Annotated in this window: 25 protein-coding genes and 1 riboswitch; of the genes, 8 read left to right on the top strand and 17 right to left on the bottom strand. The window is 68.5% G+C overall.

Annotated features, from left to right (window positions below):
- Positions 1–30 precede the first annotated feature (30 nt).
- Positions 31–621, bottom strand: a complete 591-nt coding sequence (locus FB475_RS16485; RefSeq protein WP_141856960.1) for a dihydrofolate reductase family protein — start codon at positions 619–621, stop codon at positions 31–33.
- A 199-nt stretch (positions 622–820) separates the two neighbouring features.
- Between FB475_RS16485 and FB475_RS16480 the strand changes: the two genes are divergently transcribed.
- The gene (locus FB475_RS16480; RefSeq protein WP_141856958.1) at positions 821–2,035 is read left to right on the top strand and encodes an arginine deiminase; all 1,215 of its coding nucleotides are present in this window, start codon (positions 821–823) and stop codon (positions 2,033–2,035) included.
- 221 nt (positions 2,036–2,256) lie between these two features.
- Here FB475_RS16480 and FB475_RS16475 read toward each other — a convergent pair whose 3' ends face one another.
- The 3 genes from FB475_RS16475 to FB475_RS16465 form a co-directional block, all read right to left on the bottom strand.
- Positions 2,257–3,228: a DUF5926 family protein gene (locus FB475_RS16475; RefSeq protein WP_141856956.1), complete on the bottom strand. Its 972-nt coding sequence runs from the start codon at positions 3,226–3,228 to the stop codon at positions 2,257–2,259.
- Between the two features lie 49 nt (positions 3,229–3,277).
- Positions 3,278–3,694, bottom strand: coding sequence for an ATP-binding protein (locus FB475_RS16470; protein ID WP_141856954.1), 417 nt, complete (start codon positions 3,692–3,694; stop codon positions 3,278–3,280).
- A 226-nt stretch (positions 3,695–3,920) separates the two neighbouring features.
- A complete protein-coding gene (locus tag FB475_RS16465; protein WP_141856952.1) occupies positions 3,921–4,745 on the bottom strand; it encodes a glycerophosphodiester phosphodiesterase in 825 nt (274 codons plus the stop codon).
- A 38-nt stretch (positions 4,746–4,783) separates the two neighbouring features.
- Between FB475_RS16465 and FB475_RS16460 the strand changes: the two genes are divergently transcribed.
- The gene (locus FB475_RS16460; RefSeq protein ID WP_185759273.1) at positions 4,784–5,773 is read left to right on the top strand and encodes a zinc-binding alcohol dehydrogenase family protein; all 990 of its coding nucleotides are present in this window, start codon (positions 4,784–4,786) and stop codon (positions 5,771–5,773) included.
- A gap of 16 nt (positions 5,774–5,789) precedes the next feature.
- On the opposite strand, the gene FB475_RS16455 is transcribed toward FB475_RS16460, so the two are convergent.
- From FB475_RS16455 to FB475_RS38395, 6 genes are all read right to left on the bottom strand, one after another.
- Positions 5,790–7,136 carry an LLM class flavin-dependent oxidoreductase gene (locus FB475_RS16455; RefSeq protein ID WP_141856950.1) on the bottom strand — a complete coding sequence of 449 codons (1,347 nt, stop codon included), beginning with the start codon at positions 7,134–7,136 and terminating at the stop codon, positions 5,790–5,792.
- Positions 7,133–7,846 (bottom strand): ABC transporter ATP-binding protein, encoded by a 714-nt coding sequence (locus FB475_RS16450; protein ID WP_420359216.1) that lies wholly within the window; start codon positions 7,844–7,846, stop codon positions 7,133–7,135. Before FB475_RS16450 ends, FB475_RS16455 begins: the two co-directional genes overlap by 4 nt.
- Positions 7,822–8,658 carry an ABC transporter permease gene (locus tag FB475_RS16445; RefSeq protein WP_141856948.1) on the bottom strand — a complete coding sequence of 279 codons (837 nt, stop codon included), beginning with the start codon at positions 8,656–8,658 and terminating at the stop codon, positions 7,822–7,824. The genes FB475_RS16450 and FB475_RS16445 overlap by 25 nt, the downstream gene beginning before the upstream one ends.
- The gene (locus tag FB475_RS16440; RefSeq protein WP_141856946.1) at positions 8,655–9,701 is read right to left on the bottom strand and encodes an ABC transporter substrate-binding protein; all 1,047 of its coding nucleotides are present in this window, start codon (positions 9,699–9,701) and stop codon (positions 8,655–8,657) included. Before FB475_RS16440 ends, FB475_RS16445 begins: the two co-directional genes overlap by 4 nt.
- Positions 9,691–10,236, bottom strand: a complete 546-nt coding sequence (locus tag FB475_RS16435; protein WP_141856944.1) for a flavin reductase family protein — start codon at positions 10,234–10,236, stop codon at positions 9,691–9,693. The genes FB475_RS16440 and FB475_RS16435 overlap by 11 nt, the downstream gene beginning before the upstream one ends.
- Before the next feature lie 63 nt (positions 10,237–10,299).
- Positions 10,300–10,371, bottom strand: a complete 72-nt coding sequence (locus FB475_RS38395) for a putative leader peptide (RefSeq protein ID WP_350281628.1) — start codon at positions 10,369–10,371, stop codon at positions 10,300–10,302.
- A 93-nt stretch (positions 10,372–10,464) separates the two neighbouring features.
- Here FB475_RS38395 and FB475_RS16430 point away from each other — a divergent pair, with 93 nt between their 5' ends.
- Together FB475_RS16430 and FB475_RS16425 are read left to right on the top strand one after the other, a co-directional pair.
- Positions 10,465–10,947 (top strand): RNA polymerase sigma factor, encoded by a 483-nt coding sequence (locus FB475_RS16430; RefSeq protein ID WP_141856942.1) that lies wholly within the window; start codon positions 10,465–10,467, stop codon positions 10,945–10,947.
- Entirely contained in the window at positions 10,940–11,506 is a 567-nt protein-coding gene (locus FB475_RS16425; protein ID WP_141856940.1) for a methylated-DNA--[protein]-cysteine S-methyltransferase, read from the top strand. The genes FB475_RS16430 and FB475_RS16425 overlap by 8 nt, the downstream gene beginning before the upstream one ends.
- A 92-nt stretch (positions 11,507–11,598) precedes the next feature.
- On the opposite strand, the gene FB475_RS16420 is transcribed toward FB475_RS16425, so the two are convergent.
- Positions 11,599–12,279: a class I SAM-dependent methyltransferase gene (locus FB475_RS16420; protein ID WP_141856938.1), complete on the bottom strand. Its 681-nt coding sequence runs from the start codon at positions 12,277–12,279 to the stop codon at positions 11,599–11,601.
- Positions 12,280–12,378: 99 nt separating this feature from the next.
- Here FB475_RS16420 and FB475_RS16415 point away from each other — a divergent pair, with 99 nt between their 5' ends.
- Complete coding sequence (locus FB475_RS16415; protein ID WP_141856936.1) at positions 12,379–13,083, top strand: flavodoxin family protein; 705 nt, start codon at positions 12,379–12,381, stop codon at positions 13,081–13,083.
- 5 nt (positions 13,084–13,088) lie between these two features.
- A complete protein-coding gene (locus FB475_RS16410) occupies positions 13,089–14,306 on the top strand; it encodes a cation:proton antiporter (protein ID WP_141856934.1) in 1,218 nt (405 codons plus the stop codon).
- Here the strand turns inward: FB475_RS16410 and FB475_RS16405 are convergent.
- The 4 genes from FB475_RS16405 to FB475_RS16390 form a co-directional block, all read right to left on the bottom strand.
- Positions 14,248–15,582 carry a purine-cytosine permease family protein gene (locus FB475_RS16405; protein ID WP_141856932.1) on the bottom strand — a complete coding sequence of 445 codons (1,335 nt, stop codon included), beginning with the start codon at positions 15,580–15,582 and terminating at the stop codon, positions 14,248–14,250. The two genes, FB475_RS16410 and FB475_RS16405, sit on opposite strands and share 59 nt — an antisense overlap.
- A riboswitch (TPP riboswitch) is annotated at positions 15,578–15,694 on the bottom strand. Its footprint overlaps the gene before it by 5 nt.
- An 18-nt stretch (positions 15,695–15,712) precedes the next feature.
- Positions 15,713–16,372 carry an alpha/beta fold hydrolase gene (locus FB475_RS16400; protein ID WP_141856930.1) on the bottom strand — a complete coding sequence of 220 codons (660 nt, stop codon included), beginning with the start codon at positions 16,370–16,372 and terminating at the stop codon, positions 15,713–15,715.
- Positions 16,369–17,178 carry a hypothetical protein gene (locus FB475_RS16395; protein ID WP_141856928.1) on the bottom strand — a complete coding sequence of 270 codons (810 nt, stop codon included), beginning with the start codon at positions 17,176–17,178 and terminating at the stop codon, positions 16,369–16,371. Before FB475_RS16395 ends, FB475_RS16400 begins: the two co-directional genes overlap by 4 nt.
- A gap of 30 nt (positions 17,179–17,208) precedes the next feature.
- Positions 17,209–18,048 (bottom strand): DUF3152 domain-containing protein, encoded by an 840-nt coding sequence (locus tag FB475_RS16390; protein WP_238332178.1) that lies wholly within the window; start codon positions 18,046–18,048, stop codon positions 17,209–17,211.
- A gap of 109 nt (positions 18,049–18,157) precedes the next feature.
- On the opposite strand from FB475_RS16390, the gene FB475_RS16385 reads away from it, so the two are divergent.
- Positions 18,158–19,111, top strand: coding sequence for a hypothetical protein (locus FB475_RS16385; protein WP_141856926.1), 954 nt, complete (start codon positions 18,158–18,160; stop codon positions 19,109–19,111).
- A gap of 62 nt (positions 19,112–19,173) precedes the next feature.
- Here the strand turns inward: FB475_RS16385 and FB475_RS16380 are convergent, their stop codons facing one another.
- Positions 19,174–20,367 carry an ATP-binding protein gene (locus FB475_RS16380; protein WP_141856924.1) on the bottom strand — a complete coding sequence of 398 codons (1,194 nt, stop codon included), beginning with the start codon at positions 20,365–20,367 and terminating at the stop codon, positions 19,174–19,176.
- A gap of 149 nt (positions 20,368–20,516) precedes the next feature.
- Between FB475_RS16380 and FB475_RS16375 the strand changes: the two genes are divergently transcribed.
- Positions 20,517–21,530: a GTP pyrophosphokinase gene (locus FB475_RS16375; RefSeq protein WP_141856922.1), complete on the top strand. Its 1,014-nt coding sequence runs from the start codon at positions 20,517–20,519 to the stop codon at positions 21,528–21,530.
- Here the strand turns inward: FB475_RS16375 and FB475_RS16370 are convergent.
- Positions 21,517–22,923 carry an MFS transporter gene (locus FB475_RS16370; RefSeq protein WP_141856920.1) on the bottom strand — a complete coding sequence of 469 codons (1,407 nt, stop codon included), beginning with the start codon at positions 22,921–22,923 and terminating at the stop codon, positions 21,517–21,519. The genes FB475_RS16375 and FB475_RS16370 overlap by 14 nt on opposite strands.
- Between the last annotated feature and the right edge of the window lie 150 nt (positions 22,924–23,073).

Genomic DNA, 23,073 nt, shown 5'->3' with positions numbered 1-23,073 from the left:
CTTTCGTACGAGCCTGAGGAAAACCGCCCGTCAGGAGCGGACCCGGTCGTAGAGCAGACACAGTGCGCCGGACTCGGTCGGAGTGGAGTCGGTCAGCTTCCACGACGTGGCCGGCAGGCCGTCCTCGAACAGCCGGGCGCCGCCGCCGACGAGCTCGGGGTCGAGGGTGATGCTCAGCCGGTCGACCTCGTCGGCCGCCAGCAGTGCGCGGATCACGCTGGAGCTCGCCAGCACGATGATGTCGCCGCCGCCGGTGTCACGGAGTTGCTTGACCACGTCCGCGGGCTCGCCGTCGGCGATCCGCGAGTTCTGCCACGGAGCCTCGGTCAGGGTCGTGGAGAACACGACCTTCTCGGTCTCGTTCAGCCAGCGGGAGAAGGCCCGGTCCTGCGGAGCGGCGTTCTCGTCGTCGGCGACCGCCGGCCAGAAGCCGCCGAAGCCCTCGTAGTTCTTCCGGCCGAGCAGCGCGGTCGTGGCCGCGCCGGTGACCCGGATCATGTGGTCGCGGGCGCCCTCGGTGATCGCGTGCGGCACGATCCAGCTCATGTCGTAGTCGCCGCCGGCGCCGTTGACCCGGCCGTCGAGCGAGAGCGAGATGTTGGCCACCACGGTGCGCGTCATGTCAGTGCCTCTTCCGGTTCGGGATGCCTCGGTCGGCGTCCTCACACCACAAATCCTGCTGCCGGCGCCGCGCCGGAACATCTGCCACCTGGCCGATATCCGGCCGGCGGCTGGATTGGCCATCTCCAGGAAATTGTCGGACAATCAGACAGATTGACTGGAGTAGCGTGGTGGCACAGCGCAACCGAAGGGCGGACGGATGACTGGGACGCGGCAGGACGGCGCGACGTACGGCGTCGACAGTGAGGTCGGCCCGCTCCGGACGGTGATGCTGCACCGGCCGGGGAACGAGCTGCGGCGGCTCACTCCGCGCAACAACGACAAGCTGCTGTTCGACGGGATCCCCTGGGTCGGCCGGGCGCAGGACGAGCACGACGCCTTCGCCCAGGCGCTCCGCGACCGCGACGTCGAGGTGCTCTACCTCGGTGAGCTGCTGGCCGAGGCACTCCACCACCCCGCGGCACGCGCCCAGGCGGTCGCCGGCGCCACCGAGGACCTGCGGCTCGGCGACACCCTGCGCGAGTACCTGCGGTCCTCCCTGGGCGATCTGGATCCGGGCGCGCTTGCGGAGGCGTTGATGGCCGGCGTCCGCAACGACGAAGTACGCGCCGGTGGGCTGGTCACGTCATTGCTGGCGCACGAGGATTTCCTGATCGACCCGCTGCCGAACCTCCTCTTCACCCGCGACTCCAGCGTCTGGATCCGGGACTCGGTCGCGGTCACGTCGTTGGCGATGCCGGCCCGAGCGCGCGAGACACAGCTGACCGAGCTGATCTACGCGTTCCACCCGCGGTTCGCGGGCGCCGACAAGGTGTACGACCACCAGTTGGAGCACGTCGAGGGCGGTGACGTACTGGCGCTCGGCCCGGGCGTACTCGCGGTCGGCGTCGGGGAGCGGACCACGCCGGCCGGTGTGGAGCGGCTCGCGCGGCGGGTGTTCGCGAAGGGGCTGGCGCACACCGTGCTCGCCGTACCGATCGCGCAGCAGCGGGCGACGATGCATCTCGACACCGTGTGCACGATGGTCGACACCGACGCGGTGCTGATGTACCCGAACATGGCTGAGGAGATGCGCGCGCTCGCGGTCACCACCGACGGCGAGCAGCTGCACGTCGCGGAGCCGGAGCCGTTCCTGGTCGCGGCCGCGAAGGCGCTCGGGATCGACACCCTCCGGCGGATCGACACCGGCCTCGACCCGGTCACCGCCGAGCGCGAACAGTGGGACGACGGGAACAACACGCTCGCCGTGGCACCGCGTGTCTGCATCGCGTACGAGCGCACCGTCGAGACCAACGCCCGCTTGGAGGAGTCCGGGATCGAGGTCCTCCGGATCTCCGGCTCCGAGCTGGGCTCCGGCCGGGGCGGACCGCGCTGCATGTCCTGCCCGATCCTCCGTGCTCCGGCGACGGCCTAGACCGCACTCGCGTGAGCCCGGCGACACGCGGAGTGAAATCGGGGGTTGTGTTGGAGGGCGGGCCTGAGTACTCTTCATGCCTAGGCCCAGGCCCTGTTGCTCCCCCGTCAGCAGGACTTGGGCCGTCCACGTTTCTGGGCAGATTCGAACGATCATGGCCTAGACCGCTCTAAGCACGCAGAACGCCCGGCTGGACGACCAGCCGGGCGTTTGCGTGCAGGTCAGCGGATGGTGAGCTGGCGGCTCGCGAGGCCTGCCTTGGCCGCGCGCTCCTCTGTCGTGAGCGGCGCCTCGGTGGCCAATGCCTTCTCCAGGGCGGTGGCGAAGTCGGCGGCCGGCTTCTCCACGTCGGCGGCCGACGTGCCCGCAGGGAGCTCCCACACCGGCGCGAGGACGCCGAGGGCCCGGAACGAGCCGATCAGGCGGCTGCCGTCGATGAGCGCGGACGAACCGGCCGCGTGCAGCCGGGCGAGCGCGTCGAGCAAGGTGTCCTCGCTGTACGGCAGCACCCAGCGCAGGTAGATGCGGTCGCCGATCTGCGTCCAGTACGCCGCCTCGACCGAGTCGAGCCGCACCGTCGGGGCGGCCGCCGCGTTGGCGCGCTCCAGCCCGGCCGCGACCTCACCGGTCGGGTCCTCGACGTTCTCGCCGACCCAGTAGTCGAAGCCCTCGTGGACCTTGATCTCCAGCGGCTTCGAGGTGTCGATCAGGTCCTGCAGCCGCGGGCCGTCCTTCATCAGGTCGCCGACCTGGATCGGGTTGCCCGGCTCGGTCCGGAGCGCGGCGGTGATCGCGTGGCCGAGGTCGCGGCTCGGGTCGCCGGACGAGGCGTGCGTCTGCAGGCCGATCCAGATCGTCTCGTCGTCGCGGACCAGGCCCGGCATCGCCATCGGCAGCAGGGTGACCAGGTTGACCACCGTGCCGGCGTGCTCGCCGACCAGCTCGACCTGCACGGTGCCGGACGGGACGATCTCGCGGAACGCGATCAGGTCACACTCCGACGGCAGCCCCTCGAACGGCCGCACCACGAACGTGTCGGTCGCCTGGGCCAGGTCCTTGCCGTGGCACTGCTTGAACCGCTTGCCCGAGCCGCACGGGCAGGGTTCCCGCGGCCCGACGTCCACCAGATCGGCCGGGTCGAGCGTGACGGTCGGAGTCGTGTTCTTCGCGCGCTGCCGCGACTTCTTTCCCATAACCCCGCAGTCTTACAGCCGCCCCCACCCGAGGGCCAACCAGCGGGGTCTAACTGGGGATGATCGCGTGCACGGTGCGGTGGTGGGCGGCGGTGCGGACGTCCCAGCCGGAGGTGAGGACGTCGACGATCGCGAGGCCGCGGCCGCCGATCGACTCCGGGTGCGGCTCGCTGATCCGCTGCGGCTCGGTGTCACCGCGGCCGTCGGTCACCTCGACGTGGATTCCGGCCTTGTCGATCCACCAGGCCGCCCGCACCTCACCGGCCGGCAGCGGCGGCGCGTACCGGATCGCGTTCGAGAGCAGCTCGGACAGGACCAGCTGGGCGTCGTCGGAGGCGGCGCGGGCGACCCGGTAGCGCTTCAGGTAGACGCCGAGACGGCGTCGGGCATCCGCTACCGCGGACACTTCGTGCGGCAGTACGACGTCCACGACGCTGACGTCGGCGGGCAGGGTCGCAGAGGACAAGCAGGGTCTCCTCGATGATCGGTACAGCCACAGGAACTTCTGCCCACGATCCCGCCCCGGAAAACACCCGCCGGTATTCCGTTACACAGCCACCGCACAGTTCTCGCCTAAACCGCCGAAAACCGTAACGAAATCGACGGAATTGAACGTTGCAATAACCCGCCGCATTCGCCCAGCTACCTATCCGTACCACGTGACACAACCCACACAATTCCACCCAGAAGTGTCACAAACGTCCTACCTGGTCCGCCAGCACCCGCAGGGCCGCGTCCGGGCGGTCGGTGATCACTGCGTCGACGCCGAGGTTGCCGCAGTGGCGGATGTCGGCGTCGTGGTTCACGGTCCAGACGTGGACCTGGTGGCCGTGTTTGTGGGCGCGGGACACGTATTCGGGGTGGGCGGTGACGATTTCGAGGCTTGGGCCGGCGTAGGAGACGCCGGTGGGGAGGGAGCCGTCGCGGAAGCGGAGTGGGACGCGGTCCATCAGCAGGACCGTGCGGAGGCCGGGGGCGGCGGCCCGCATCCGGCGCAGGGAGAGCCAGGAGAAGCTCATCACCCGGACCGGGGACTCCGTTCCGAGTCGTGGATGCGCCCAGCCGAAGCGGTCCAGTGTCTCGATCAGGCGGCGTTCGACGAGTCCGGCGTACCGGGTCGGGTGCTTGGTCTCGATCGAGAGCTCCACCGGGCGGCCGGCGTCGCGGACAGTGGCGAGCAGTGTCTCGAGCGTGAGCAACCGCCGGGCATCGAGGTCGGGCAGTCGCTGTTCCTCTTCGACCCGGACACGCTCCGCCTCGGCAGCCTGCTTCCAGGAGCCCCAGTCGTACGTCTCCAGCTCCGAGAGGCTCTTCGTGGAGAGGACGCCGCGGCCGTTCGACGTACGGTTGATCCGCCGGTCGTGGACGCAGACGAGATGCCCGTCCGCGGTCAGCCGGACGTCGCACTCGAGACCGTCGGCACCGACCTCGATCGCCCGGCGGTACGCCGCCAGCGTGTGTTCCGGATCAACTGCACTGGCTCCGCGATGAGCGACCACGCGGGGGATTTTCCGCATGCGGAAACTCTTTCACACGGTGGGTGAAGATAGGCGTCATGGACATGCGGGCGATCGTGCTGGACGGTCCGGTGACGCCGGAGGAGATGCGGGTACGGCGGGTCGCGGTGCCGGAGCCGCCGGCCGGGTGGGTACGGATCAAGGTGGAGGCGTTCGGGCTGAACCGGTCGGAGTACCACCTCCGGGCCGGGTTCGCGACGAACGCGCGGTTTCCGGTGATCCCGGGGATCGAGGCGGCCGGCACCGTGGACCTGGCGCCGGGCGGCGAGTTCGCCGCGGGTCAGCAGGTGGTCGCGATGATGGGCGGGATGGGCCGCGAGTACGACGGCGGGTACGCGGAGTACACCGTCGTACCGGCGTCGTCGGTGATTCCGGTGCGGACCGACCTGGACTGGGCGACGCTCGGCGCATTGCCGGAGATGCTGCAGACCGCCCACGGCTCGCTGCACACGGGCCTCGCGATCGAGCCGGGCCAGTCGCTGCTGATCCGCGGCGGTACGTCGTCGGTCGGCGTGGCGGCCGCCGTACTGGCGAAGGAACACGGACTGACCGTCTTCTCGACCACGCGAAATCCACAACGCACACAGGTTTTACGCGAGCTCGGTGTCGATCACCCGATCGTTGACGACGGCAACGTTGCGGAAAAGGTCCGGGAGATTGTCCCGACGGGCGTGCACGCGGCGCTCGAACTCGTCGGCACGAATGCCCTTCCGGACACGTTGAAAGCCACCGCCGTGCACGGGACGGTGTGTTTCACCGGAATGCTCAGCGACACCTGGACGATCCCCGACTTCTACCCGATGGACTACATCCCGAACGGCGTCCGGCTGACCGCGTACGGCGGCGAGTCCGAGGACCTGCCGGCGGAGGCGTTCCAGCGGTACGTCGACCTGGTCGCGGCCGGGAAGCTCCCGATCCGCATCGACCGGGTGTTCACGATGGAGGAGATCGGCGCGGCGCACCGCGTCATGGAGGACGGCGCCGCGGTCGGGAAGCTCGTCGTACGGGTTGGGGCTCCCGCCACCTGACGGGAGCCCCAACGACTCAGGCAGTTGCCTCCTGCAGTGCGGCGGTCCGTCCCGCCGGGCGCGGGAGGCCGTAGTGGTCGCGGAGGGTCGTCCCGGTGTACTCGGTCCGGAACAGGCCCCGGGCCTGCAGGATCGGGATCACGTGGTCCACGAAGGTCTCCAGCCCGGACGGCAGCACCGGCGGCATCACGTTGAACCCGTCCGCGGCACCCGCCTCGAACCAGTGCTGGATCGCGTCCGCGACCTGCTCCGGCGTACCGGTGAACGTCCGGTGCCCGCGCCCCCCGCCGAGCCGGCCGATCAGCTCGCGGACGGTCAGCTTCTCCCGCCGCGCCAGCGTCACGATCAGCGTGTACCGGCTCTTCGCGCCTTCGATCTCGTCCTCGTCGGGGAGATCGGCCGGCAGCTGCTGGTCGAACGGCAGGTCCTCCGGCGACAACCGCAGCGTCTTCGCGAGTTGCAGACGTGCGTACTCCGGCCGGATCAGCGAATCCAGCTGATGCTCCAGCCGCTCCGCCTCCTCGACCGTGGACCCGATCACCGGCACGATCCCCGGCAGGATCTTCACCTCCGCCGCGTCCCGTCCGAGCGCGACCGCCCGCGCCTTGAGGTCCCGGTAGAAGTCCTGCGCGTCCTCCAGCGTCTGCTGCGCCGTGAACACCGCCTCGGCATACCGCGCCGCCAGGCCCTTGCCGTCCTCGGACGAGCCGGCCTGCACGATCAGCGGATGCCCCTGCGGCGACCGGGGCACGTTGAGCGGTCCGCGGACCTGGAAGTGCCGTCCGACGTGGTCGATCGGTACGACGCGGTCCTGAAGCGCCCAGACACCCGATTCCTTGTCCGCGATCGCCGCGTCGTCCTGCCATGAGTCCCACAGCTTGTACGCGACCTCGAGGAACTCCGCGGCCCGCTCGTACCGCACCGCGTGCGCCGGCTGATCGGTGAGGTTGAAGTTGAGCGCCGCCTCCGGACCGGCCGTGGTGACGACGTTCCACCCGGCCCGGCCGCCGCTCACGTGGTCGACGCTCGCGAACCGCCGGGCCAGGTTGTACGGGTCGTTGTACGTCGTCGACGCGGTCGCGATCAGCCCGATCCGGGACGTCACGGCCGCCAGCGCGGTCAGCAGTACGGTCGGCTCGAGCGAACCGGCGGGCCGCCGCCCGACGTTCCCGAACAGCACCGGGGAGTCCGCGAAGAACACCGAGTCGAACAGACCGCGCTCGGCGACCTGCGCCAGCTTCTGGTAGTGCGCGACCGAGGTGTTCGCGAACGGATCGCTCTCCGGCAGCCGCCAGGACGCCTCGTGGTGCCCCGTACTCATCAGGAACGCATTCAGGTGCAGTTGTCCAGCCGGCCTACTCATACCGAAACTCCCAAAGCGTCGAGAAGCCGCGAGCGGACCGCGGCGAATCCTGGATCGGCCGCGCTCCGGGGCGCAGCCAGCGTGATGGTTTCCTCGGCGACGATCCGGCCGGCATCGAGCACGATCACCCGGTCGGCCAGCACGATCGCCTCGTCGACGTCGTGCGTCACCAGCAGTACGGCGGGCTGGTGCGCAGCGCACAACTTCCGCAGCAGCACGTGCATCTTCAGCCGGGTCAACGCGTCCAGCGCGCCGAACGGCTCGTCCGCGAGCAACAGTTCCGGCTCGCGGACCAGCGACCGCGCCAACGCGACCCGCTGCTGCTCGCCGCCGGACAACTCGTTGGGCCAGGCGTTCTCCCGGCCGGCGAGCCCGACCTCGTCGAGACTCCGGCGGCCACGTTCCTCGGCACCGTTCAGGCCGAGCACGACATTGTCCAGAACCTTTGCCCACGGCAACAACCGCGAGTCCTGGAAAACCACCGACACGTTGTCGGGTACAGCGAGCTCACCGGATCCGTCGACGTCGTGGTCGAGCCCCGCGAGCGCCCGCAGCAGCGTGCTCTTCCCGGACCCGCTCTTCCCGAGCAGCGCGACGAATTCGCCCGGCTCGATGTCCAGGTCCATACCAAACAGTACGGTACGGTCGCCGTACCGGCGGACCAGGTCGCGGACCTGGACAGTGGCTACGAGGCTAGTGTTCGACGCCACGACAGCGCCCTCCTTTGGATCAGCCGGACGACCGCGTCGGAGAGCAGGCCGAGGATGCCGTACACGACCAGGCCGACGATGATGATGTCGGTCTGCCCGTACGTGCGGGCCAGCTCCATCATGTAGCCGATGCCGCTGGTGGAGTTGATCTGCTCGACGACGACCAGCGACAGCCACGCCCCGGTGACCGCGAACCGCAGACCGAGCAGGAAGCCTGGGAGCGCGCCCGGCAGGACGACGCGGCGGATGAACTGCCACTGCGACAACCCGACGGTCTGGGCGAGTTCGACGTACCGGCTGTCGATCGTGCGCAGGCCGTTGTGGGTGTGGATGTAGATCGGTACGAACACTCCGAGCAGGATCGTGACGATCTTCATTCCTTCGCCGATGCCGAGCCAGAGGATCAGCAGCGGCAGCAGGGCCAGCGAGGGGATCGCCCGCTTGATCTGGACCGGCCCGTCGAGGAGTGCCTCGCCGAGCCGGGACAGGCCCGAGATCAGCGCGAGTACGACGCCCGCCACGATGCCGAGCGCGAGCCCGATCAGGGCGCGCTGCGCGGAGGTCCACAGGTTCGACTGCAGGCGGCCGTCGGAGATCAGCTCGCCGACTGTGCTCACCACGGTCCACGGCGCGGACAGGATCCGTTGGTCGATCCAACCAGCGGCCGATCCGACACTCCAGATCACCAGCAGCAGTACCGGTCCGAGCGCGGCGCCGAACTTGATCGGCTTACCCGGTCCGAGTCGGCGACGGCGTACGGCGGGATTCGCCGCGGTCCGGGTACGCAGCCCGGGCAGCGTCGTCGCACTCACTTGGCACCCGCCTTGATCGCGTCCGCGGCCACGGTCTGGAACCGCAGGTCGTACAGGTCCTTCGCCTGGATCACGGGGTTACCGGTCTCCTTCGCGAGCAGCTCGATGGTCTGCTGCTGCCGCTCGATCGCGCCGCTCCAGTCCGCCGGGATGTCCGGGTGACCGGCGTTGTCGACCAGCCACTGGCCGTCGGCCGCGCTGAGCCCCTGGTCCTTCACGTAGTACCCCTGGATCCACTCCTTGGGGTGCTGGTCGATCCAGATCTGGGCGACGCCCCAAGCGGCGACGTACGCTCTGATCGCGGCAGCCTTCGCCGGGTCCTGGAGCGACTCGACCGGGCCGTACAGGTGACCGGCGTCGTCGCGCAGACCGTGGTCGATCGTGGTCGCGCCGTCCTTGGAGTACTTGGCCAGGTACCGCTTGATCTGTACGCCGCCGATCGGGGCGACGTCGACCTGCTTTCCCGCGAGGGCCTGCACGTAGACGTCACCGGTGCTGGGGATCTCGATCAGCTTGACGTCGTCCTTCGTCAACCCGGCCTTCTTCAGGACCTTGAGGATCAGCGCGCCCTGGGCCTGGCCCGGGCTGTACGCGATCTTCTTGCCGCGCAGGTCGCTGAGCGTCTTCACCGACACCCCGGGCGCGATCCCGAGCTTGTAGATCGGGTGATTGATCGGGTCCTGCCGGAACTTGGAGGCGACGATCTTCACGTGCAGACCGGTCCAGGTGGCGTTGATCGGCGGGATCTCGGCGACCGAGCCCAGGTCGAGGGCATGCGCCCGGAACGCCTCGGTGGTCTGCGGTCCACCGCTCAGGTTCGCAAATTGGACATACTTCGAGACCTTGTCGTACTGACCCGAGAGCTTCAGCGCGACCTCGGTGGTGGGGTCGCCGACGACGATCTTGGTACCGGCCGGGATCGTGGTCGGCAGCGCGGCGTCGAGCGAGAGCTTCGCGGCGCTGTCGGCGTCGGCCTTCGCGCTGCAGCCGGTGACGGCGAGGGTGAGGAGGGCGAGGACGGACAGGAGACGTTTACTGGACATGGTGGGCTTTCGCGTAGTTGCCGTCGTGGTACAGCAGTGAGTCGTGCTCACGACGTTCGGTGTGGGTGGCGAGGCGGGCGACGACCAGGTAGTGGTCGCCGACGGCGAAACGGTGTTCGACCTGCGCTCGCAGGAAGCTCGGCGCGTCGTCGAGCGCGGGCTCCCCGGTGGCCAGCCGGGACCAGCGGGTCGGCTCGGCGAACCGGTCGATCCCGCTGGTCGCGAACCGGCCCGCGATCGCGTGCTGGTCCGCGGACAGGAAGTTGATCACCAGGCTGTTCGCCGTACTGATGGTCGGCCAGCTGGACGCGCTGGTCGCGATCGCGAACGACACCAGCGGCGGCAGCAGGCTGACCGAGACCAGCGAGGTCGCGGTGAATCCGACCGGGCCGTGGCCGGCGTCCGCGGTGATCACCACGACGCCGGCGGCGTGGCGACGGAAAACGGACCTGTAGACGTCGGCGTCCACGACCCGCTCCTCGGAGCGATCAGGAACCACGGACAGGGCAGGACGATGCAAGGCGGGTACGGACATGTCTCTCCCTTGGGGAGGAAGGGGGAAGTCGGCGAGAGCTCGCCGCAATGACTGAGGGGCGCGTCACCGACAGGTGGCGCTCGCCGTCCGCAGCAGATCGATGACGCGACGGCGGGTGAGGTGTGTCGTCGTCATGTCAGCTATCTTCGCATCATTGTCTATCGGCTAACTAGACAATCTCGTGATCTGGACTCACACGCCGGACCGGGTGTGCGTTCTACTTACGTGATGACTACGGGGCTGCCACCGTTCCAGGCGTTGGTCGACGCGCACTGGCGGGACGTCGCGCGACTGGCGCGCGCGATGGCCGGTCAGGACGGCGACGACGTCGCGCAGCGCGCCTGGGAGAAGGCGTACGCGGCGTACCCGACGCTGAAGTCGGCGAAGAACCTGCGCAGCTGGCTGCTGACCATCACCGCCCGGTGCGCGACCGACGTACACCGGGCGCGGAAACCACAGCGCCCGCTGGAGGACGCGCCACCGGTCGCGGTGGACGGCCCGGAAGCCGCGGACTGGCCGGACCCGGACCTCTGGCGGGCGGTGAACGAACTGCCGGAGCGGCAACGCTTCGCGATCACGCTGAAATACGTCGGCGACCTGGACCACCACGGCGTGGCCGCCGCTCTGGACACCACGCCCGCCGCGTCGCGCCGGCTCGTCAGCGACGCGCTGGCGGCCCTGCGCACGAAACTCGGAGTACACGATGACTGATCTCGAGAGCCGGCTGACCCGGCTGCACACCCCCGACCTCGAACCACCCACTTTTCCCGACGCGGACGTCGCCTACACGCTGCACGACACACCGATCGGCACGCTGCTGCTCGCGGTCGCGCGCGGGCGGGTCGTCGCCAGCTCGTTCGGCGACGAGGAGACGATGACCAACCGGCTCGCCCGCGCGGTCTCGCCCCGGGTACTACGCCAGGCCCGGCCGCTGGACGACGTACGGCGGCAACTCGACGAGTACCTCGCCGGGCGGCGGCACACGTTCGACCTGGAGGTCGACCTGGCGCTGGCGTCGCCGTTCCAGCGGCTGGTACTGGCGGACCTGCCGGAGCACACGAGCTACGGGCGGACGACGACGTACGGCGCTGTTGCCGCCGGCATCGACAAGCCGAAGGCGGCCCGTGCGGTCGGTACCGCGCTGGGCGCCAATCCGGTCTGCGTCGTCGTGCCGTGCCACCGGGTGATCGGCTCGAACGGTGCCCTCACCGGATATGCCGGCGGGCTGGATGCGAAGCGTTTTCTCTTGAATCTGGAAGCAAAAAGCTGACGTTTCCGGAATCGCCGGAAGCGGTTTTAGACTGAACGCAAGAAGAAGCAGATCCCCAGTGTGGAGTGGGGATCTGCTTCTTTACGTGTCAGCTAGTTTGCCGGGGCGTGGATCTCGAGGATCAGTCTGCGGCGGCCGCCCCAGTCGCGTTTGTAGACCTTGTAGTCGTCGATTCCGGCGGCCGCGCAGAGCCGGCCGTAGCTGATCTCGTCGTGGATGAAGTGCACGCTGCTGCGGTTGTCGTCGTGCTCGGTGGTGACGATCCGGTGCTCCGGTCCCTGCCGCATCCCGTTGGCGATCTCGGCCGCGGTCGCCGGGCCCCAGGCCGGTCCTTCGATGATCGCGATCCCACCCGGCTTCAGCACCCGGGAGATTTCGCAGATCGTCGAGATCTGCTCGTCCTCGGCGAACAGCTCGTGGAACGCGGTCCACAGGCAGATCACCGCGTCGAACGAGTCCCACTTGTACGGCAGGTCGGTCATCGAACCGATCGCCCAGTCGATCGCGAGCCCTTCCGCGGCGGCCTGCGCGCGGCCGGCCTCGATCAGGTTCGGCGAGATGTCCAGCGCGCGCACGACCTTGCCACCGCGGCGCAGCGGCAGCGCGACCCGCCCGTACCCGCAGCACAGGTCCAGCACGGACTCCCGCCCGACCAGCAACTCCTCGACCGCCTTGACGATCGCCGCGTCCCGCTCAGGCGTCGTACGCGCGGCCAGCCCGTCGGCGCCCAGTTCTGCGTACTCGGCCCGGCTGCGCAGTGCGGAGTTCAGCATGGGCGTCAGTATCTCCGTCCGCGCGGGTCAGTGCCAGTCGCGAATCCGGAAAGCGTCCCGTAATAGCCCCTCCGGTCACCCCGACGCACACTGAGACCTGTGACGACATACCAGGATCTGAGCGCACTTTTCGTCAACTGCACGCTGAAACGGTCTCCCGAGCGCAGCAACACCGAGGGGCTGTTGGACGTGAGCCGGCAGATCATGGACAAGCAGGGCGTTGCGACCGAGGTGATCCGCGCCGTGGACCATGACATCGCCACCGGCGTGTGGCCGGACATGACCGAGCACGGGTGGGCGACGGACGCGTGGCCGGCGATCCAGGAGAAGGTGATGGCGGCCGACATCCTGGTGATCGCAGGACCGATCTGGCTCGGTGACAACAGCTCTGTCACCAAACGCGTGATCGAGCGGCTGTACGGCAACTCCTCGATCCTCAACGAACACGGGCAGTACGCGTACTACGGCCGCGTCGCCGGTTGCCTGATCACCGGGAACGAGGACGGCGTGAAGCACTGCGCGATGAACATCCTCTACTCGCTGCAGCATCTCGGGTACACGGTGCCGCCGCAGGCCGACGCCGGGTGGATCGGCGAGGCGGGGCCGGGGCCGTCGTACCTGGACGAGGGATCCGGCGGACCGGACAACGACTTCACGAACCGGAACACCACCTTCATGACCTGGAATCTGTTGCACCTGGCAAGAATGCTCAAGGACGCGGGCGGTATCCCCGCCCACGGCAACCAACGCTCCGAGTGGGACGCCGGCTGCCGCTTCGACTTCGAGAACCCCGAGTACCGCTGACCGGCATGCCGGGCGTGCAGTTCACCAACCTGTTCTCGGTGGCGCTGATCGCGCTACTCGCACCACTGCTGCTCGGACTGGCGCCACGGCTCCGCGTCCCGGCCGTGGTGCTGGAGATCGTGGCCGGGATCGTGGTCGGCCCGCACGCGCTCGGGCTGGTCGCGGTCGACGAGCCGGTACAGATCGTGTCCCTGCTCGGGCTCGCCTTCCTGTTGTTCCTGGCCGGGCTGGAGATCGATGTGCACCGACTCCGCGGTCAGGTGCTGCGGCTCGCGGTGCTCGGCTACCTGATCACGTTGGTGCTCGGTGGGATCGCGGGGCTCGGATTCTCGGCCGCCGGATGGGTGCGGAGCGCATTGCTGCTGGCGGTGACGTTGTCGGCGACCTCGCTCGGGCTGGTGGTGCCGGTTCTGAAGGACGCGGGTCAGGCCGAGGGCGCGGTCGGCCGCTCGACCGTCGCGGCTGCCTCGGTGGCGGATTTCGCGGCGGTCCTGGTGGTTTCGCTGGTGTTCTCGACCGAGGGTGGCAGCGCGGGCGAGCGATTGGTGATGGTCGGTCTGTTCGCGGCACTGGTCGCGGTCGTCGGCCTCGTCGTTGCGCGTGCCGGCCGGTCGGAACGGATCGGAGGCGTGCTGTTCAGATTGCAGGACACCACGGCGGAGATCCGGGTCCGCGCTGCCATGGTGCTGCTGGTCGCGTTCACCGCGCTGGCCGAACGGTTCGGCCTCGAGACGATCCTCGGCGCGTTCCTCGCCGGTGCAGTGGTCGGCCTGGTAGATCGGGACGCGATGTCGCATCCCCGGTTCCGGATCAAGCTGGAGGCGCTGGGCTACGGCTTCCTGATCCCGGTGTTCTTCGTGACCAGTGGGTTGCGGCTGGATCTCAGCGGACTGGTACACAACCCGGCGGCCCTTGCCCGAGTCCCGCTGTTCCTGCTCGCGCTGTTGATCGTGCGTGGCATACCCGCGTTCTTGTCGGTGCGTGAGCTCGGCACCCGATCGACGGCCGCGATCGGACTGCTGCAGGCGACGTCGCTGCCGTTCATCGTCACCGCGACGCAGATCGGCGTGGTCACCGGCCTGATGAAACCGGTGACCGCCGCCGCGCTGGTCTGCGCCGGGTTGCTGTCCGTTCTGCTGTTTCCGGCGATCGCACTGGCCCTGCTCAAGCGGCCGGCCGACGACCGATCCGGCCCAGCAGAATCGCTGCCATCATCGAGATGACGATCGAGGTGTAGGTCGCGCCCAGCCAGCCGGGTACGGCGTGGTGGTTGAAGAGTGCCTGCTGGGTCTTGGTCCAGAACGGGGACCAGCCGGCGACCGTGCCGGGGTTCACCAATTGGTACGCGACGAAGCCGATCAGCCACGCGACGGTCGGTTGCCAGCGGAACTTCGCCGTGTCGGACACGTCCCACTTCATCTTGCAGACCACGAAGAAGTCCGCGATCGCGACCGCGAACAACGGGATGAAGACCGAGCCGATCAGGTACAGGAACTGCGTGTAGTTGCCGAGGTCAATGAACAGCGCGATGCCGGTGGCAACGACCCCGATCGCGACCGAGATCCAGCGCCGGTCGATGTGGCCGATCAGGTTGTGCAGCGACATCGTCGTCGAGTAGACGTTCGCGTACGCCTCGTCGACCTCGTCCACGAGCAGTACGAACAGCGCGATCGCCCCGGCGGGCAGTGTGACGAGCGCGGTGATCACGTTGTCGGTGTTCGTCTGCAGGGTCGCCACGGCGACGACACCGAGCGCGTAGTAGATGATCGCGGCAAGCCCGTAGCCGAGCGAGGAGCCCGCGAAAGCGGCCTTGTTCGTGCGGGAGTGCCGGGTGTAATCGGCGGCCAGCGGCGCGAAGGACACCACACCGGCTGCGGCCAGGTCGACCGCCGGCCAGAAGCCGTACACGCTGTCCTGCGGCAGTGCGTGCGCCGGCTTGCTGAGCACCTGGACGAACAGGTACGCAGAGGCGATCAGCACGAGCCAGACCATGAACTTGCGGAGCACTCTGACGCTGCCGAGCGGCCGGACCGCCATCGTCGTCGCGATCGCGCCCGCGAGCAGGACGAACAGCCAGCGCCACTTGTCACTCGTCACCGCGACGGCGGCCTGTGAGATGACGATGATCTCCATCGTCGCCCAGCCGATGTTCTGCGCGATGTTCAGGACCGTCGGAGCCATCGACCCGCGCCGCCCGAACAGCCCGCGCAGCGCGGCCATCGCCGGTGCACCGGTCTGCGAGCCGAACACGGCGGAGCCGCCGAGCACCAGCGCACCGAGTCCGCAGCCGACGACGACCGCGAGCAGTCCCTGCCACAGCGAGCCTGTATAGGCCGCCACCAGTGCGCCGGTGACCGGCCCGAACAGCGAGATGCCGAAGTTGCCCCACAGCGTGAACTGGGTCAGGAACCCGAGCGTCCGCGGGGCGTCCGTGGTCAGGACGAGCGGCGCCTCGGCCTTGTCGGCGTTGTCTGCAGGACGAACAACTGTATCGGTCATGAGTGACCCCACTCCCTACGCCGGCATTACCCGGTCAGGTTCAGGCGGTCGGCGACCCAGCTGTCGCCCTCTCAGCCCGCGCTTGTCGGTGCGAGCTCCCGCATAGGTTGGTGCTGGAAAGCTTAACGCGTCAGCCGGTTTCGGGAAGAGCGGCGGCTCGTTCTATGAGAGCGGCCAGCTCCGGGCCGTTGGTGACGACGGGCATGTGCGACCCGCTGTCCAGGGTGCGTGCCTCACCGTGACTGAGCTCCGCGAGCTTTTCCAACCAATCTGCCGTACACATCAGGTCGTACCTACCGCGGACGAGGACCACCGGCGCCTTGACCTGGGACATCACCGCGGCCAGGTCGTGCTGCCGGGACGCCTCCCCGGCGCGGGCGATCGACGGCAGCGTCGTGCGGGCATACTGCGGGCTGATCCGGACCAGCTTCGGTGCGTCCGGGATGGCGGACCCGACGAGCCGTACCGCCCGGTCGATCCAGCTCGACAGCCGGATATCGCCGGTCGGAGCAATGAGGACCAGCGCATGGACGAGCTCCGGGTAGCGGATCGCGGTCTCCACGACGATCTGACAGCTCGCGGAGTGGCCCACGAGCACCGCCCGCTCGCGGATCTTGTCCGCCAGCGCCACCGCGAGCGCACGCGGGTGCAGGTCCTCACGGGCGCCTGCGGGTTCGCCGTACCCGGGGAGGGTGACCACGTGGTACCGCGAGATCAGGTGCTCGGTTGTCCTTTCGTAGGACTCGGGGCCGAGGCCCAGACCCGGTACCAGGACGACTGGTGCGCTCACTCCCACGGAGCCTTCGCCGGCGGCGCCTTGACGACCGGGTTCGGTACGTCGGGCTTCAGTTCGCGGTACCCGAGGAACAGGCCGACGGCGAGGATCAGCAGGCCGAAACCACCCCAGCCGTACGCCGTGGGCAGCCGATGGACCGCGTCGTCGTCACTGCCGAGACCGGTCGACAGCACGATGATCAGCCAGACCAGGATCGGGACCACGGACACCGCCACGAGGCCGAGGCCGACCAGCTCGGCGGCGTCCGGGTTGCGGCCGACCTTCCGGCGCGCCAGGACGTCACGGATCCACAGCACGAGCGCGGCGATGCCCACTGTCACCAGCATGAGCTGGCCGATCGCATCCAGTACGTCCGTGCGCAGCGGGTGGTTGAGCGGGGAGCCCGGCGCCTGGGAGATGTCGCGCAGCGCGACCCGCTGGACCGTCAGCACGAGCAGGCCGTAGATCGTCGCGATGAACGTCGCCAGCCCGACGACGCGGGAGGCTCGGGCGTCACGTGGTGCTTCACGGCCGTACGTCGGCAGCTCATGCGGCTGCGGGTTGGCCGGCGGACCGAACGGCGTGCCAGGGCGGTAGGCCGGTGGCTGGTGGTACGCCGGGTTGGTCGGCGCGGGCGGTTGCTGGCCGCCGTACGGCTGGGGTGGCGCGTACGGGAACTGCTCCGGCGGCGGCTGCTGCCCGCCGGCGTAGCTGCCGCCGCCGTACGGCGTGGGCGGAGCGTAGTGGTGCTCCTCGCCGGGTGGCACCTGCTTGTCGGGATCCTCGCCCCGGCCGTACGTCGGGAAGTCCTGTGACGACATCGCTCGCTCCTTCCCGTCGTGCCCAGTGTCTCAGGTGGCCTTGACCGTGGGCCAGGCGTTCGGTAGGCAGCCGGCCAGGCCCTTGGTCTGCTGCATCATCACCGGCGCGGGGGTCTTCGGCGTCGTACAGGTCGAGTGCCCATGACCGAGCGCATGCCCGACCTCATGGTTGACCAGGTAGCTGCGGTACAGCTCGACATTGCCGTTGTACGCCGGGATCGCGTAGATCCACCGCTTCGCGTTGAGGACGACCCGGTCCTCCACGCGGCAGGACACCTCACCGCCGGTGTCCAGCGGCAGGCACAGCTTGTCTGTCAGCGTCGGGGTGGCGAGGATGATCCGCAGGTCGGCGTCCGGCTTGTCGGTCCGCTCGAAGCTCACCGGGTGCAACGCCTGCCAGCCACGGGGATCGGTCAGCGTCTTGTGGATCGCCGCCGCGACCGCGGCACCGTTCACGGTGATGCCCTGCTCGATCTCGACGCGGTAGGTCAGCTTGTCGCGGACCCCGTTCGCCTTACTGAACCCGGGCACCACGGCGAGCTTCCCGCTCGACACCAGCACGTTCGGCTTCGCACCCTTGGGCTTCCGCGTCAAGGTCGGCGCCGGCCGCAGCGGCGTGGTGAACTTCTGCGTCGGCGTAGCCACCGGCGTCGGAGTCACCGACGCGACCGGCTCCTCGTCCGCCACATCGTTGACCCCCGCAACCACCTGCGCGGCAAGACTGTCGCGATGCGCCACATCAGGATGCGCCACCACCACAGTCGCCAGCACCGCAAGCAAGGTCACCACAACCCACTGCCCGCGATACCCCTTCCGCCGGCTGTGCCGCCCACGCACCCCCAACTGCTGGCCACGCCACCGGGAGGTCATGACACTCGACCCTACCGACTACCCCCACCCCACGAAAGCCCGGCTGCATACAACAACGTGCGACACCGCGGCTACTGACCAGGACGCCACCACGTGCTAAATAGATCTGATGACGACAATGGGGCGGCTGGTCTTCGGTCGACTGACCGAGGCCTGGCGGGGAGAGGCGACGGATTTCACACCGTTGCTCGTGGACCGACTCGACCAACTCGGTGAGGCCATCGGGGTTGAGTTGACGGCCGCCGGCGAGGCCGAGGTACTCACCACCGGCGGCCGACGCATCGACATCGTCGCCCAGGTCGCGGACGGCTCCGAGTTCGTGATCGAGAATCAGTACGGTCGCGCCGATCACGATCATCTGACGCGGGGACTCGCGTACGCCGTCGCCCGGCGTGCTCGCGGTCTGATCGTCGTGGCCGAGGAACACAAGGACGAGTTTCGTGCGCTGGCCGAATACCTGAACGATCTGGCCGTCCTCGACTCGGCCCGTGGGATCAGCGTCTGGCTCGTCGAGGCGCGGGCAGTGAGAGTCGACGAGAGTGCCTGGGCGCCGCTCTTCACGGCTGTGATCGAGCCCAACGACTTCGCCGCCGAGGTAGAGCGGACCCGTCAGCCCGGCAATCTGTCGAGTCTCGACGAGTTCGAGCGGCTCAGCAGCGCCGAGGTCTGGAACGCCGTGCGGCAGGTTGTCGCTGAATGGGACGCCGCCGGCCAGCGCCGCCGGTTCGGACCCAACCAGGTCGTGCTCGAGGCGAGGGGACCGGCGAAGAGCCGCGTCCGGACGGTTGTCGTTCTGTACACCGACGGCCGCGTCCTCGTGCCGTTCGGCTCGTACGGCGGGATGAACAGTGGTATCCCGATCGAGGCACTGGTGACCGCAGACTTCCGGCGCAGGGCGGATCAACTGTTCGGATTCAACGGGTCTGAGCAACTGGCGCGCACGTCCCCCGGCTGGTTAAGGCCGGAACGGGTTCAGGAGTTGCTTGCCTTCTGCCAGGAGGTGGCCGGCGCTTACCGCGACCAGTTGAGTCGGCCCGTGCAGGAGCGGCCCGTTTCGCTGTGAGGTCGGGGCGCTGGACGTCGCTTCAGGTGCGCGGCATGGCTGCGTAGCGCGCGTGGGGCTTCTCAGGCCGTTCGGGTGCGGAGGAATTTGCCGAAGTGGGGGACGGTGAAGGCTACGGTGCCGCGTTCGGCGGAGAAGACGAGGCCTTTTTTGATCAGGCCGTCGCGGGCGGGGGAGAGGGACTGGGGTTTGCGGTTGAGGGTGCTGGCTACCTCGGCGGTGGGGACCGAGCCGTCGTCGACGCCGATGCCCAGTTCGGCCATGGCGCGCATGTACTCGCGTTCGGCGGGGGTGGCTCGTTCGTAGCGGGAGCCGAAGAAGCCTACGGTCAGTTCGGCGGAGGCCTCGGGGGCTGCCACCGACACGTCCTTGATGGTGATCGGCGAGGCCGGGGCGTGGTCCCAGGTGGAGTGGGCGAAGGCCTGGACGAAGTACGGATATCCGTCGGTTTGCGCGTACAGCTCGTCGAGGGCCTCCTCGTCGTACTGCACTCCTTCGCTCTCCGCGGGGATCATCAGCGCGCGGTCGCACGCGTCCCGCGACAGGCGGTCCACGCGGACGTAGCGGAACAGCCGCTCCGAGTAGGACTTGCTGGCGGACAGTACGGCGGGCAGGTGTGGAAGGCCGGCGCCCACGACGACAAGCGGCGCGCTCTGCTGGGAGATCTCGTGGCACGCTGCGCACAGCGCGGACAGGTCGTCGGCGCTGATGTCCTGCATCTCGTCGATGAACAGGCCGACGCCGACGGTCAGGTCCCCGGCCAGATCGGCCGCATCGGTGAACAGCTCGATCAGGTCCATCTCCAGGTCACCGGAGTCGGCCCGGCCCTTCGCCGCGGCCACGTCCACCGGCGGATGCCAGCGGATCCCCTTCCGGTCGTTGGCCGCCGTACGGAGCGCGAAGGCCTTCAGTACGGCGCTGAACTGGTCGACCTTCTCGTCGTCGCGGTGCCGGTGGCCGAGCTCGCGCATCGCGGTGTGCAACGCCTGCGCGATCGGCAGCCGGATGCTCTGGTCCGGCCGGGCCTCGAGCTTCCCGGTGCCCCACGCGCGCTTGATCGCCTGCGAGCGCAGGGTGTTCAGCAGCACGGTCTTGCCGACACCCCGGAGTCCACTGAGCACCAGGCTCCGCTCCGGTCTGCCTGCGGCGACCCGTTCGAGTACCACCTCGAACTGCCGCACCTCGGTGTCGCGTCCGGCCAGCTCAGGCGGCCGCTGACCGGCGCCGGGCGCATAGGGATTCCGGATCGGATCCATGCTTTCACTGTATGAGTCCGTCTAGCGTTTTCCGTAGATTGACCGATCAAGAACCAGAGCGTGTCGCTCTGGCCTTCTACAGCTTTCTAGCGAAATGACTAGAAAGCGATAGACACCACGAGCGAGCTCGGGACCACTATGGTTCCGCCATGGTGGAGTGGGCTCCGCAGGCAGGGGCGTTGTACGAACGGGTGCATCAGCAGTACGTCGGTGGCGCGCGCAAGCTCGAGGCGCTGATCAACGAGCTGATCGGCGAAGAGGAAGGCATCAACTACCTCAGCGCGACCGCCCGGGCGAAGGACCCGGAGTCGTTCCTGGCGAAAGCGTCGAAGCCGCATCCGGACGATCCCACCCGGCCGAAGTACGACGACCCGCTGAACCAGATCACCGACCTGGTAGCGGCCCGGGTGATCACGTTCCTGGTCGAGGCGGTGGATCGGGTGTGTGAGGTGATCGAGGCCGAGTTCGAGATCGTCGAGCACACCGACATGGGCGCGCACACCCGCGCGCAGGGCGTCTTCGGGTACGCGAGCAAGCACTACCTGGTCCGGCTGAACGAGCACCGCCGCGAGCTCCCGGAGTACGCCGTGCTCAAGAACCTGGTGATGGAGATCCAGGTCCGGACCGCGGTCCAGCACGCGTGGGCCGAGTTCGAGCACGACATCCGGTACAAGCTGGACATCCCGCCGGACCGCAAGCCCGAGTTCGACCGGCGGTTCCTGCTGGCGGCCGCGTTGATGGAACTGGCCGACAACGAGTTCACCGAGATCGACCGGCTGTACCGCGAGCTGGCCGCGTCCGCTCCGGACAAGGCCCCGCTGGACCTCACGACGGCGACGCTGACGACGTACCTGAACCGCCGCTACCCGGACGCGCCGCATGCGAAGACGACGCACTACACGTGGATCCTGGGCATCCTGCATCGCCTGGGCGTCACCACCGAGGAACAGCTCACCGAACTGCTCACAGACATCGACAGCGAAGCAGTACAGGCCGCGATGACCCACCGCGCCCCGGCCGGCACAGTACGACGCCTCGATGACGACCTGCTCGCCGCGAAAGGCTCTGCCTACCTGGAGTTGTTCCCGGACGAAGACCGCCGCCAAAAGATCCTGAAAGGCCGCCTCAAAGCCCTGACCCGAGCAGGCCTCACTGTGCCATGACGCTCGGGGCCGTACTGCGAGCCCAGCGGCTGGTTGTGATGAGGCCGAGGGCGAGGACCAGTACGCCGCAGCCCGCGATGATGTACCAGCAGAGCAGGGCGGCGTCCACGAAGCCTTTCTCGAAGGGACCGACCAGGCGGGCGGTGAGGACTGTGCCGGCGACTGCTACGCCGAGGGAGGCGCCGACCTGGCGGCTCGTGGAGGCGATGGCTGCTGCGACGCCGGCCTGGGCACGGGGCATGCCGGAGACGGCTGCGTTGGTGATGGGAGCGTTCAGCATGCCGAAGCCGAGTCCGAAGATCAGATAGGCAACAGAGAGCGTCAGCGTCGAGGTAGAGAGGTCAAGGCGCGACAGGAGCAGCCCTGCGCTCGTCAGCATCACCCCAGCCACCACCAGCGGTACGCGCGGACCACGGTGACCCACCAGCCACCCGGAGACCGGTGCGAACACCACGGTCATCGCAGCCATCGGCAGCGTCAGCAGACCGGCGTGCAATGCACTGAAACCACGGGCGGACTGTAGGTAGAGCGAGTTGAGGAACAGGAACCCGGACAGCGCCGAGAACCCACACACCGCGATCAGCGTCGCCCCGGAGAACGGTGCGCTCCGGAAGAACCGCGGGTCGAGGAGCGGCTCCTCCCGGCGGCTCTCGTAGTACACGAGCGTGACCAGCGCCAGCACGCACACCACGAAGCACCCGATGATCAGCGGCGATCCCCACCCCGCAGAGCGCCCCTCGATGATCCCGTACGTCAGCCCGCCGAGCAGCAGTACGACGAGCACCTGCCCGACCGGGTCGATCCGCCTGGGCACCGCGGCCCGCGACTCGGGTACGAAGAACGCCGTCATAAGTACGGCGGCCACCGCGACCGGCACGTTGATCCAGAAGATGAACCGCCAGCCCGCAGCGTCCACGAGCGACCCGCCGACGACCGGACCGACCGCCATGCTCAGCCCGACCACGCCGCCCCAGACCCCGATCGCCTGCGCGCGCTCCCGCGGATTCGTGAACGTGTTGGTGATGATCGACATCGCCACCGGGTTCAGCATCGACCCGCCGACCGCCTGCAGCACCCGGAACAGGATCAGCAGGTTGATCGTCGGCGCGACCCCGCACAGCAACGAACCGATGCCGAACAGCACCAGCCCGGACTGGAACGTGCGCCGCCGGCCGACCCGGTCCGCGGTCGACCCGGACACCATCAACAGGCTCGCGAGCACCAGCGTGTAGGCGTCGATCGTCCACTGCAGCTTCTCGACCGGCGCCCCGAACTCGGACCGGATCGCCGGGAGCGCCAGGTTCACGATCGTCGAGTCCAGCCCGACGATGAACAGGCTGGAACAACAGATCGCCAGCACCAGCAGCCGCCGCCCGCGCGTCAGCTCCTCCACCCGGCTCCCTTCGTCTGTTGAAGACTGTACTACCCGTGTTGGAAACGGTTCCCGGCTGTCCCGGAAAACGGTTTGGGGACTGTCGGCGGCGGCACCTAGGCTTGATCCATTCGCCTGGTCAGGCTCCTTGCTCACCCCTTCTATGCCTCA

This window comes from Kribbella jejuensis, from assembly GCF_006715085.1.
In the GTDB taxonomy this organism is placed as follows: Bacteria; Actinomycetota; Actinomycetes; order Propionibacteriales; family Kribbellaceae; genus Kribbella; species Kribbella jejuensis.
The sequence above is the reverse complement of the archived record's forward strand: the minus strand, read 5'-3'. Positions and strand labels throughout refer to the sequence as shown.